General features: G+C 41.7%; 12 protein-coding genes. 11 read left to right on the top strand and 1 reads right to left on the bottom strand.

The window, feature by feature from the left end; genetic code table 11:
* Positions 1-148: 148 nt before the first annotated feature.
* Positions 149-460 carry a hypothetical protein gene (locus HT720_RS08690; protein WP_164226851.1) on the top strand — a complete coding sequence of 104 codons (312 nt, stop codon included), beginning with the start codon at positions 149-151 and terminating at the stop codon, positions 458-460.
* A gap of 76 nt (positions 461-536) precedes the next feature.
* On the opposite strand, the gene HT720_RS08685 is transcribed toward HT720_RS08690, so the two are convergent.
* Positions 537-896: a DUF3397 domain-containing protein gene (locus HT720_RS08685; RefSeq protein ID WP_164226850.1), complete on the bottom strand. Its 360-nt coding sequence runs from the start codon at positions 894-896 to the stop codon at positions 537-539.
* Between the two features lie 91 nt (positions 897-987).
* On the opposite strand from HT720_RS08685, the gene HT720_RS08680 reads away from it, so the two are divergent.
* From HT720_RS08680 to HT720_RS08635, 10 genes are all read left to right on the top strand, one after another.
* Positions 988-1944: a TIGR01212 family radical SAM protein gene (locus HT720_RS08680; RefSeq protein WP_004249825.1), complete on the top strand. Its 957-nt coding sequence runs from the start codon at positions 988-990 to the stop codon at positions 1942-1944.
* Positions 1928-2485 (top strand): class I SAM-dependent methyltransferase, encoded by a 558-nt coding sequence (locus tag HT720_RS08675; protein ID WP_164226849.1) that lies wholly within the window; start codon positions 1928-1930, stop codon positions 2483-2485. The genes HT720_RS08680 and HT720_RS08675 overlap by 17 nt, the downstream gene beginning before the upstream one ends.
* Positions 2478-2732, top strand: a complete 255-nt coding sequence (locus tag HT720_RS08670; RefSeq protein ID WP_000361085.1) for a hypothetical protein — start codon at positions 2478-2480, stop codon at positions 2730-2732. Before HT720_RS08675 ends, HT720_RS08670 begins: the two co-directional genes overlap by 8 nt.
* An 11-nt stretch (positions 2733-2743) precedes the next feature.
* Positions 2744-4798, top strand: a complete 2055-nt coding sequence (locus tag HT720_RS08665) for a cation:proton antiporter (protein ID WP_173275730.1) — start codon at positions 2744-2746, stop codon at positions 4796-4798.
* Between the two features lie 178 nt (positions 4799-4976).
* The gene (locus tag HT720_RS08660) at positions 4977-5837 is read left to right on the top strand and encodes a YihY/virulence factor BrkB family protein (protein WP_173275727.1); all 861 of its coding nucleotides are present in this window, start codon (positions 4977-4979) and stop codon (positions 5835-5837) included.
* Positions 5838-6144: 307 nt separating this feature from the next.
* Positions 6145-6855, top strand: coding sequence for a thiol-disulfide oxidoreductase-associated membrane protein CcdA2 (gene ccdA2, locus HT720_RS08655; RefSeq protein ID WP_173275724.1), 711 nt, complete (start codon positions 6145-6147; stop codon positions 6853-6855).
* 19 nt (positions 6856-6874) lie between these two features.
* The gene (locus HT720_RS08650; RefSeq protein ID WP_173275720.1) at positions 6875-7441 is read left to right on the top strand and encodes a redoxin family protein; all 567 of its coding nucleotides are present in this window, start codon (positions 6875-6877) and stop codon (positions 7439-7441) included.
* Positions 7442-7451: 10 nt separating this feature from the next.
* Positions 7452-8564, top strand: a complete 1113-nt coding sequence (gene msrB / locus HT720_RS08645) for a peptide-methionine (R)-S-oxide reductase MsrB (protein ID WP_173275716.1) — start codon at positions 7452-7454, stop codon at positions 8562-8564.
* 70 nt (positions 8565-8634) lie between these two features.
* Positions 8635-9372 carry a response regulator transcription factor gene (locus HT720_RS08640; RefSeq protein ID WP_173275713.1) on the top strand — a complete coding sequence of 246 codons (738 nt, stop codon included), beginning with the start codon at positions 8635-8637 and terminating at the stop codon, positions 9370-9372.
* A complete protein-coding gene (locus HT720_RS08635; RefSeq protein WP_173275710.1) occupies positions 9369-11051 on the top strand; it encodes a sensor histidine kinase in 1683 nt (560 codons plus the stop codon). The genes HT720_RS08640 and HT720_RS08635 overlap by 4 nt, the downstream gene beginning before the upstream one ends.
* Positions 11052-11064: the final 13 nt, after the last annotated feature.

Below are 11064 nucleotides of genomic sequence, written 5' to 3'. Positions count from 1 at the left end.
TATTGAGCCACTTAGACCGAGATTGAGACCAGATAGGCAAACGAACTTGTTCTTGAAATTGACCTCTGTTATAATGATTTTTGTAAGGAACAGGAGGCGTCACTATCAGATAACTCAAGTTCCTAAAAAAGAAATCGGAGATAAAGAAATGAAAAAATTATTGGGGATTGTATTTTTAGTAGCAGCAGCGACAGTAGTGTATTTTGGTTCTGTTGGATGGCCAAGTTTGGATGTCAACCTATGGTCCCTGATTCCGGTAGGCCTGTTCCTCTTTTTCACTCTAGAGAATCTTTTGAAAAAAGACTACAAGGATAGTCTGATGTGTTTGATTATTGCCTTTATCATCGCCAATGCAATTTTGGACCTGTTACCAATTTCAAGTGGCTTGGTGATTGGAGCAGGTGTGCTGGCTTGTGTAGGTATTGGTTACCTCTTTCCTGATAAAGAAAATAGGAATTGATGAAAAAATAGATAAAGAAAAAAACACTTCAATCACTGTATTTCAGCTTGATTGAGGTGTTTTCAATTTCATTTTTTTATTTCTGGGTCATCAATTCAACAATCATCTCGATATACATGACAAGGGTTAATAAGAATCCTGCACGCCAGAAGAATTTGATGAATTTAGGATAGTAAAAGCTGCGTTTTTTCAGAAGGAAGAAAAAGACGAGAATAATGGCTAGGACTGAGAGGGCTAGGCCCAGTCTAGGGAGGAAATTATGGGTAAAGGTTTTAGCTGTGATCAAGTAATACTCAAATACCAAGACTGGAAAAGCCAAATCCGCAAAGTTTCGTCCTAGTTTTTTTAATCTAAAAAGTTTGGTTATGATAATGCAGACTACTAAGGTCAGTATCAATAATAAAATAGATGCTAATTTCATTAAAATCATATCCATATTGTATCATAAAAAATCGCTAATGGAAACGAGAAACAGAGGAATTTATAGGAAAGTCAGGCTTTTGAGATTGTGGGTGTTTTTTGTTATAATGAAGGTTATGAAATCTTATAATACCTTGAATGATTATTATCGAAAACTCTTTGGAGAAAAGACCTTTAAAGTCCCTATTGATGCGGGATTTGACTGTCCAAATCGTGATGGGACTGTGGCTCATGGAGGATGTACTTTTTGTACGGTTTCAGGTTCTGGAGATGCTATCGTAGCACCAGACGCGCCTATCCGTGAGCAATTTTATAAGGAAATTGACTTTATGCATCGTAAATGGCCAGATGTTCAGAAGTATCTGGTTTATTTTCAAAATTTTACCAACACCCATGAAAAGGTGGAAGTCATCCGAGAACGCTATGAGCAGGCTATCAATGAGCCAGGTGTAGTAGGAATCAATATCGGAACGCGCCCAGACTGTTTACCGGACGAAACCATCGAATATTTGGCTGAGTTGTCGGAGCGCATGCATGTGACGGTTGAATTGGGCTTGCAGACTACTTATGAAGAAACCTCTGACCTGATTAACCGTGCCCATTCCTATGAATTGTACGTAGAAACGGTCAAGCGTTTGAGAAAGTATCCCAAGATTGAGATTGTTTCCCATCTGATCAACGGACTTCCTGGTGAAACTCATGAGATGATGATTGAAAATGTCCGCCGCTGTGTCACGGATAACGATATTCAAGGGATTAAACTGCATTTGCTTCACCTGATGACCAATACGCGTATGCAACGAGATTACCATGAGGGACGTTTACAATTGATGAGTCAGGAAGAATATGTCAAGGTCATCTGTGACCAACTGGAAATCATTCCCAAACATATCGTCATCCATCGAATCACGGGAGATGCACCTAGGGATATGCTGATTGGCCCTATGTGGAGCCTCAATAAATGGGAAGTTCTCAACAGCATTGAGATGGAGATGCGACGTCGTGGAAGTGTTCAAGGATGCAAGGCTGTAAAACAGGAGTTTGAAAATGAAAAGACCACTTGAGATGGCACATGATTTTTTGGCTGAGGTAGTAACTCAGGACGATATCGTAGTGGATGCGACTATGGGAAATGGTCATGACACGCTTTTTCTAGCCAAGCTAGCCAAGAAAGTCTATGCCTTTGATATTCAGGAACAAGCCTTGGAAAAGACGCAAGAGCGTTTGAACCAAGCTGGAATGACAAATGCCCAGTTAATCTTGCAAGGCCATGAGACACTGGACCAGTTTGTGACAGAAGCCAAGGCAGGGATTTTTAATCTGGGCTATTTGCCATCAGCTGATAAGTCAGTCATTACCCAACCTCAGACAACGATTGAAGCATTAGAAAAGTTATGCCATTTGCTTGTCAAAGGTGGACGGATTGCCATCATGATCTACTATGGTCATGAAGGAGGCGACCTCGAGAGGGATGCTGTCTTGGATTTTGTTAGCCAGTTGAACCAACAAGAGTACACAGCTGCCATTTACCGAACGCTTAATCAAGTTAACAACCCACCATTTTTAGTAATGATTGAAAAATTAGAGAGATATAGACATGGATAAACAATACCTACGTGAAAAGCTGGATGCCATGCGCCAGAATTTTGTTGAATCAACCCACCACGAACGAGCGGTGGGGGTGCTAGATCAAGCACACATGAGCAAAAAAATGCTTAAAATCAAGAAAAAATTAGTTGCTCTTGAAATGGAACGGTGCCAGAGAAAAATTGAGCACAAGGATTGTTCCAAGATTGACCAAAAAATCAAAGAGCAGAAGGAGATTTTTGAATCTTGTTGTAAAAAAGATTAAGGAGGACGTGCGTGGAATTATTGATTTACCTCATCCTATTTTTACTGGTTTTGATTGTCTCAAGTACAACCAATAAGCTCCTGCCCTTTTTACCCCTTCCTTTGGTGCAAATTCTTTTGGGAATTGTGATTGGTCTCTTTTTACCCAATACCGACTTTCATCTCAATACGGAGTTGTTTTTGGCACTGGTTATCGGTCCCTTGCTTTTCCGAGAGTCGGAAGAAGCTGATATTACAGCTATTTTAAAACACTGGCGAATCATTATCTATCTCATATTTCCAGTGATTTTCATCTCAACCCTGAGTTTGGGTGGCTTGGCCCATCTTCTTTGGCTCAGCCTTCCCTTGGCAGCTTGCTTGGCTGTTGGGGCGGCCCTTGGGCCTACGGACTTGGTGGCCTTTGCCTCTCTTTCGGAGCGCTTTAGCTTTCCTAAGCGCGTCTCCAATATCCTTAAGGGTGAAGGACTTTTGAATGATGCTTCTGGTTTGGTGGCTTTTCAGGTAGCTTTGACAGCTTGGACAACAGGAGCTTTTTCCCTTAGGCAAGCGAGTAGTTCGCTCATCTTTTCAATCCTAGGTGGTTTTTTAATTGGATTTTTAACAGCCATGACCAACCGTTTCCTCCATAGCTTCTTGCTAAGTGTGCGCGCAACGGATATAGCTAGTGAACTCCTTCTGGAATTGAGTTTGCCTCTGGTGACCTTCTTTCTAGCAGAAGAAGTACACGTTTCAGGGATTATTGCTGTTGTAGTTGCTGGGATTTTAAAGGCAAGCCGTTTTAAGAAAATTACACTCCTTGAAGCCCAAGTGGATACGGTAACCGAGACGGTCTGGCAGACAGTGAACTTTATGCTCAACGGTTCTGTCTTTGTGATTTTAGGGATGGAGTTGGAAATGATAGCAGAGCCTATCTTGGCCAATCCAATCTATAATCCCCTACTTTTATTGGTATCTCTTATAGCCCTTACCTTTGTCCTCTTTGCTATTCGTTTTGTCATGATTTATGGCTATTATGCCTATAGGACTAGACGTCTCAAGAAAAAGCTAAATAAGTATATGAAGGATATGCTTCTCTTGACCTTCTCAGGTGTTAAGGGAACCGTGTCGATTGCTACGATCCTTCTGATACCGAGTAATTTAGAGCAGGAGTATCCTCTCTTACTTTTCCTTGTCGCAGGTGTGACGCTTGTAAGCTTTTTAACAGGCCTCGTGGTCTTGCCTCATCTTTCTGATGAGCAGGAAGAAAGCAAGGACTATCTCATGCATATCGCCATTTTGAATGAAGTAACGATAGAGTTGGAAAAAGAGTTGGAAGACACCAGAAATAAACTTCCCCTCTATGCGGCTATTGACAATTATCATGGACGTATTGAAAATCTCATTTTAAGCCAAGAAAACCAGGATGATCAAGAAGACTGGGCTGCTTTGAAACTCTTGATTCTTAGTATTGAAAGTGATGGATTGGAACAGGCCTATGAAGAGGGGAACATTAGTAATCGTGCTTACCGAGTTTACCAACGTTATCTGAAAAATATAGAACGAGGAATCAATCGTAAGTTTGCGTCACGATTGACCTATTATTTCCTTGTTTCTTTGCGGATTTTACGTTTTCTCCTTCATGAAGTTTTTACTCTCGGAAAGACCTTCCGTAGCTGGAAGGACAAGGAGCAAAGCCGTCTCCGTGCTCTTGATTATGACCAAATTGCAGAGCTCTATCTTGCCAATACAGAGATGATTATTGAAAGTTTGGAAAACCTGAAGGGAGTCTATAGACGCTCTTTGATTAGTTTTATGCAGGAGTCTCGTCTCCGAGAAACAGCTATTATCAGCAGTGGTGCTTTTGTCGAACGGGTTATCAATCGTGTCAAGCCCAACAATATCGATGAAATGCTGAGAGGATATTATCTGGAGCGTAAGTTGATTTTCGAATACGAAGAAAAACGATTGATTACGACCAAGTATGCCAAGAAGTTACGACAAAATGTCAATAACTTAGAGAACTATTCCTTGAAGGAAGCTGCCAATACCCTGCCTTATGATATGGTGGAATTGGTAAGAAGAAATTAGTTAATACTCTTCGAAAATCTCTTCAAACTACGTCAGCGTCGCCTTGGATTATATATGTGACTGACTTCGTCAGTTTCATCTACAACCTCAAAGCAGGGCTTTGAGCAACCTGCGGCTAGCTTCCTAGTTTGCTATTTGATTTTCATCGAGTATAAGATTATAAGTGAAGGAGTGTGACATGAAAAAGTGGTGGAAAGAGCTGATAGACAAGCCTCTATTAAAAGCTTTTTTGCATTATTATCAAGCATCAGATAGTGAGTTGACCAGTGTCGCAGTAGCCTACTATTGGTTGATTTCGATTTTTCCCCTGCTTTTGGTGGTGGTCAATATACTCCCCTATTTTCAGATTCCTGTGGGAGAATTTCTGGGCTTTGTGAAAGACGTCCTGCCCCCAAGCCTCTATGAAGGTGTGGAAAAAATAGCCAGAGAAGTCTTGACCCAACCTTCAACAGGTTTATTGAGTTTTTCTGTCTTGTCGGCGCTATGGAGTTTTTCAAAATCTATGAATTTCTTGCAAAAAGCTTTTAACAAGGCTTATGGCGTCGAAAAGAGTCGTGGACTTATTTCCCATCAGATGGTGAGTCTCCTAGTCAGTTTTGGCTTGCAGCTCCTCTTTGCGTTTGCCTTGTTTTTGAGCTTATTTGGGCAGATGATTTTGGATTTACTTGCTCATTATTGGACAAAAGATGGCATTATCTATCAGGCTTTACAAGGGTTGGCAGGTCCTCTGACTTACGCCCTGCTCTTTGCTATCTTGGTCATGCTTTATTATTTTCTTCCCAATCTATCTAACAGGAAAATTAGCTATACCCTACCAGGCAGTGCCTTTGTTCTCTTAGTGATTTTAGTTCTACTAACTCTGTTCTCTAGTTATCTCAATTACTATGTCCATCATTTAGTGGACGTCCGAATTTTAGGTTCAGTTCTTCTTGTTGTTATGATGTTTTGGTTTATCTTGATTGCTAAAATTGTTATTCTAGGTGCAGTGATCAATGCCAGTGTGCAGAGTTTGAAAGATAAGAGCTTTAAAAAAGACTAATACTATTCGAAAATCAAAGTGCAAACCACATCAGCTTCGCCTTGCTGTACTCAAGTACAGCCTGCGGCTAGCTTCCTAGTTTGCTCTTTGATTTTCATTGAGTCTAACTCATTCTTCATTCATTACAAAAGCGCATAGTATCANNTGATACTATGCGCTTTTGTGCTTTGACAGTTTTTTGTATAGTTTTTGTCCAAGATTTCTAAATCATCTGATTAAATTCCTATTTTCCCTTATCATTGTCCCTGTTTTTTCGAAAATGGAAGGAGTATAATAAACCTATCAATAAAATGATAGGAGGAACTTTATGGGTCATATTTTCTTTTTTCTAAGTGTCTTTTTGGCAGGGATTCTATCCTTCTTTTCTCCTTGTATCTTACCCTTGTTACCAGTCTATGCAGGAGTCTTGTTGGATGATAAGGATGGTGCTCAGGCTTCTAGCAACAAATTTTCAATCTCAGTTACTAGCTTATTGCGAACTCTGGCATTTATAGCAGGAATTTCCTTTATCTTTATTTTGTTGGGCTATGGAGCTGGTTTTTTAGGCGATTTGCTTTATGCTTCTTGGTTCCAATATGTGACGGGTGCGGTTATCATTCTCTTAGGCTTGCACCAGATGGAGATTCTACGCTTTAAGGGGCTTTATAAGGAAAAGAGGTTACAACTGCAAGGACAGGGGCAACATGGTAAGGGCTATAGTCAGGCATTTTTGCTGGGTTTGACCTTTAGTTTTGCTTGGACGCCTTGTGTAGGGCCGGTTCTGGGGTCTGTTTTAGCCTTGGCGGCTTCAGGTGGTTCAGGAGCTTGGCAGGGAGCGGGTCTCATGTTGGTGTATACACTGGGCTTGGCGCTACCATTCTTGCTTCTAGCTCTGGCCTCTAGTTATGTTTTGAAACATTTCCGAAAACTTCATCCCTATCTCGGGATTCTCAAAAAAGTGGGTGGTTTTCTCATTATTGTGATGGGACTCTTGGTTCTATTTGGAAATGCTTCAATTTTAAGTCAATTATTTGAATAAAATGGAAAGGAATATCAGTATGAAAAAATGGCAAACATGTGTTCTTGGAGCAGGCTCGCTCCTTTGTTTGACGGCTTGTTCAGGCAAGTCCATGACCAGTGAACACCAAATGAAAGATGAAATGAAGATGGAGCAGACAGCTAGTAAAACAAGCGCAGCTAAAGGGAAAGAAGTGGCTGATTTTGAGCTAACTGGAGTAGATGGCAAGACCTATCGCTTGTCTGATTACAAGGGCAAGAAAGTCTATCTCAAATTCTGGGCTTCTTGGTGTTCCATCTGTCTGGCTAGTCTTCCAGATACGGATGAAATTGCTAAAGAAGCTGGCGACGACTATGTGGTCTTGACAGTGGTGTCTCCTGGACACAAGGGTGAACAAGCAGAAGCGGACTTTAAGAACTGGTACAAGGGCTTGGATTATAAAAATTTCCCAGTCCTAGTTGACCCATCAGGCAAACTTTTGGAAACTTATGGCGTTCGCTCTTACCCAACTCAAGCCTTTATAGATGGTGAAGGAAAATTGGTCAAAACCCAACCAGGATTCATGGAAAAAGATGCGATTTTGCAAACTTTGAAGGAATTAGCCTAGGAGGTGTCCTATGAATGATAAGCTAAAAATCATCTTGTTGCTAGGAGTATTTTTCCTAGCCATAACCGGTTTCTATGTTCTATTGATGCGAAATGCAGGGCAGACAGATGCCTCGCAAATTGAGAAAGCGGCAGTCAGCCAAGGAGGAAAAACAGTGAAAAAAACAGAAATTAGTAAAGACGCAGACTTGCACGAAATTTATCTAGCTGGAGGTTGTTTCTGGGGAGTGGAGGAATACTTCTCCCGCGTTCCCGGAGTGACAGATGCCGTTTCAGGCTATGCAAACGGTAGAGGGGAAACAACCAAGTACGAATTGATCAACCAAACAGGACATGCGGAAACCGTCCATGTCACTTACGACGCCAATCAAATTTCCCTCAAGGAAATTTTGCTTCATTATTTCCGCATTATCAATCCAACCAGCAAAAATAAACAAGGAAATGATGTGGGGACCCAGTACCGTACCGGTGTATATTACACAGATGACAAGGATTTGGAGGTAATCAACCAAGTCTTTGATGAGGTGGCTAAGAAATACGATCAACCTCTAGCAGTTGAAAAGGAGGCCTTGCAGAATTTCGTGGTGGCTGAGGATTACCACCAAGACTATCTCAAGAAAAATCCAAATGGCTACTGCCATATCAATGTCAATCAGGCTGCCTATCCAGTCATTGATGCCAGCAAATATCCCAAACCAAGTGATGAAGAATTGAAAAAGACCCTGTCATCTGAGGAGTATGCAGTTACCCAGAAAAATCAAACAGAGCGAGCTTTTTCAAACCGCTACTGGGATAAATTTGAATCTGGTATCTATGTGGATGTGGCAACTGGCGAACCTCTCTTTTCATCAAAGGATAAGTTTGAGTCTGGTTGTGGATGGCCTAGTTTTACCCAACCAATCAGTCCAGATGTTGCCACCTACAAGGAAGATAAGTCCTACAATATGACACGCATGGAAGTGCGGAGCCGAGTGGGAGATTCTCACCTTGGCCATGTCTTTACGGATGGACCACAGGACAAGGGTGGATTGCGCTACTGTATTAATAGTCTCTCTATCCGTTTTATTCCCAAAGACCAAATGGAAGAAAAAGGCTATGCTTATTTACTAAATTATGTCGATTAAGAAGTCTATCCTAAGCAGTTAGAGGAGAATTTTGCTATACTGATACTAGTAAGTGGTAAAGGAGCAGAGCATGACCTACACAATCTTAATTGTAGAAGATGAGTATCTGGTAAGACAAGGCTTGACCAAGCTGGTCAATGTAGCAGCCTACGATATGGAAATCATCGGTCAGGCTGAAAATGGAAGGCAGGCTTGGGAATTGATACAAAAGCAGGTTCCAGATATCATTTTAACCGATATCAACATGCCTCAGCTAAATGGAATCCAGTTGGCCAGTCTGGTCCGAGAAACCTATCCTCAGGTGCATCTAGTTTTTTTGACAGGCTACGATGATTTTGATTATGCCTTGTCTGCTGTCAAACTAGGTGTGGACGATTACCTGCTTAAACCCTTTTCTCGTCAGGATATTGAGGAGATGTTGGGGAAAATCAAGCAAAAGTTGGATAAGGAAGAAAAGGAAGAGCAGTTACAAGATTTATTGACCGATAAGTTTGAAGGAAATATGGCCCAGAAAATCCAGTCCCATCTGGCTGATAGCCAGTTTAGTTTAAAGTCTTTGGCCAGTGACTTGGGCTTTAGCCCGACTTATCTGAGTTCTTTGATTAAGAAAGAGTTGGGTCTGCCTTTTCAGGATTATCTGGTGAGAGAACGTGTCAAACAAGCCAAGCTCTTGCTTCTAACCACAGATCTGAAGATTTATGAGATCGCAGAGAAGGTTGGTTTTGAAGATATGAATTACTTTACCCAACGTTTTAAACAGATTGCAGGTGTGACACCTCGTCAGTTTAAGAAAGGGGGAGGTCGATGAAGCGTTCTTCTCTCCTAGTCAGAATGGTTATTTCCATCTTTCTGGTCTTTCTCATTCTCCTAGCTCTGGTTGGGACTTTTTACTATCAATCTAGTTCTTCAGCCATTGAGGCTAGCATTGAAGGAAACAGCCAAACGACCATCAGCCAGACTAGCCACTTTATCCAGTCTTATATCAAAAAATTAGAAACCACCTCGACTAGTTTGACCCAGCAGACGGATGTTCTGGCCTATGCTGAGAATCCCAGTCAAGACAAGATCAAGGGAATTCGAGATCTGTTTTTGACCATCTTAAAGGCAGATCAGGACTTGAAAACTGTTGTGCTGGTGACCAAATCCGGTCAGGTCATTTCTACAGATGACAGTGTGCAAATGAAAACTTCCTCAGATATGATGGCTGAGGATTGGTACCAAAAGGCCATTCATCAGGGAGCCATGCCCGTTTTGACTCCAGCTCGTAAATCAGATAGTCAGTGGGTCATTTCTGTCACTCAAGAACTTGTTGATGCAAAGGGAGCCAATCTGGGTGTACTTCGTTTGGATATTTCTTATGAAACTCTGGAAGCCTATCTCAACCAGCTACAGTTGGGGCAGCAGGGATTTGCTTTTATCATCAATGAAAATCATGAATTTGTTTATCATCCTAAACATACAGTCTATAGCTCATCTAGCGAAATGGAGGCCATGAAACCCTATATTGAGACAGGGCAGGGCTATACTCCAGATCACAAATCCTACGTCAGTCAGGAAAGGATTGCTGGAACTGATTGGACGGTGCTTGGTGTGTCTTCGTTGGAGAAGTTAGACAAGGTTAGGAGTCAACTCATGTGGACCTTGCTTGGAGCCAGTTTCACATCTCTTCTTGCCTGTCTCTGCTTGGTGTGGCTTAGTCTCAAACGCTGGATTGCTCCTCTGAATGACTTGAGAGAAACCATGCTGGAGATTGCTTCTGGTAATCAGAATCTGCGTGCCAAGGAAACTGGTGCCCATGAACTGAGAGAAGTGATTCGCCAGTTCAATGTCATGTTGGATCAGATTGATCAGTTGATGGCAGCTATTCGCAGGCAGGAAGAAACGACCCGTCAGTACCAACTTCAAGCTCTATCGAGCCAGATTAATCCGCATTTCCTCTATAACACCTTGGACACCATCATATGGATGGCTGAATTTCAGGATAGTCAGAGAGTGGTTCAGGTGACCAAGTCCTTGGCGACCTACTTCCGCTTAGCGCTCAATCAAGGCAAGGATTTGATTTGTCTGTCTGACGAAATCAATCATGTCCGCCAGTATCTCTTTATCCAGAAACAACGCTATGGAGATAAGCTGGAATACGAGATTGTTGAAAATCCTGCCTTTGATCATCTAATCTTGCCCAAGTTGGTGTTACAACCCTTGGTGGAAAATGCTCTTTACCATGGCATTAAGGAAAAGGAAGGTCAGGGACATATTAGAGTTTCTGTTCAGAAACAGGATTCAGGATTGGTCATCCGTATTGAGGATGATGGCGTTGGCTTCCAAGATGCTGGTGATAGTAGTCAAAGTCAACTCAAACGTGGGGGAGTTGGTCTTCAAAATGTTGACCAACGGCTCAAACTTCATTTTGGAGCCAATTACCAGATGAAGATTGAATCTGCCCCCTCAAAAGGAACGAAAGTGGAAATATACATAAATAGAATATAAACTAGCTAACTCC

This window comes from Streptococcus sp. 68 (assembly GCF_013277415.1).
Lineage (GTDB): Bacteria > Bacillota > Bacilli > Lactobacillales > Streptococcaceae > Streptococcus.
The sequence above is the reverse complement of the archived record's forward strand: the minus strand, read 5'-3'. Positions and strand labels throughout refer to the sequence as shown.

Excerpts from the sequence above, each read along its gene's own strand:
- ccdA2 (WP_173275724.1), top strand. The coding sequence starts at position 6,145 with ATGGGTCATATTTTCTTTTTTCTAAGTGTCTTTTTGGCAGGGATTCTA.
- HT720_RS08685 (WP_164226850.1), bottom strand. The coding sequence starts at position 896 with ATGGATATGATTTTAATGAAATTAGCATCTATTTTATTATTGATACTG.
- HT720_RS08670 (WP_000361085.1), top strand. The coding sequence starts at position 2,478 with ATGGATAAACAATACCTACGTGAAAAGCTGGATGCCATGCGCCAGAAT.
- HT720_RS08675 (WP_164226849.1), top strand. The coding sequence starts at position 1,928 with ATGAAAAGACCACTTGAGATGGCACATGATTTTTTGGCTGAGGTAGTA.
- HT720_RS08680 (WP_004249825.1), top strand. The coding sequence starts at position 988 with ATGAAGGTTATGAAATCTTATAATACCTTGAATGATTATTATCGAAAA.
- HT720_RS08635 (WP_173275710.1), top strand. The coding sequence starts at position 9,369 with ATGAAGCGTTCTTCTCTCCTAGTCAGAATGGTTATTTCCATCTTTCTG.
- msrB (WP_173275716.1), top strand. The coding sequence starts at position 7,452 with ATGAATGATAAGCTAAAAATCATCTTGTTGCTAGGAGTATTTTTCCTA.
- HT720_RS08660 (WP_173275727.1), top strand. The coding sequence starts at position 4,977 with ATGAAAAAGTGGTGGAAAGAGCTGATAGACAAGCCTCTATTAAAAGCT.
- HT720_RS08690 (WP_164226851.1), top strand. The coding sequence starts at position 149 with ATGAAAAAATTATTGGGGATTGTATTTTTAGTAGCAGCAGCGACAGTA.
- HT720_RS08640 (WP_173275713.1), top strand. The coding sequence starts at position 8,635 with ATGACCTACACAATCTTAATTGTAGAAGATGAGTATCTGGTAAGACAA.
- HT720_RS08650 (WP_173275720.1), top strand. The coding sequence starts at position 6,875 with ATGAAAAAATGGCAAACATGTGTTCTTGGAGCAGGCTCGCTCCTTTGT.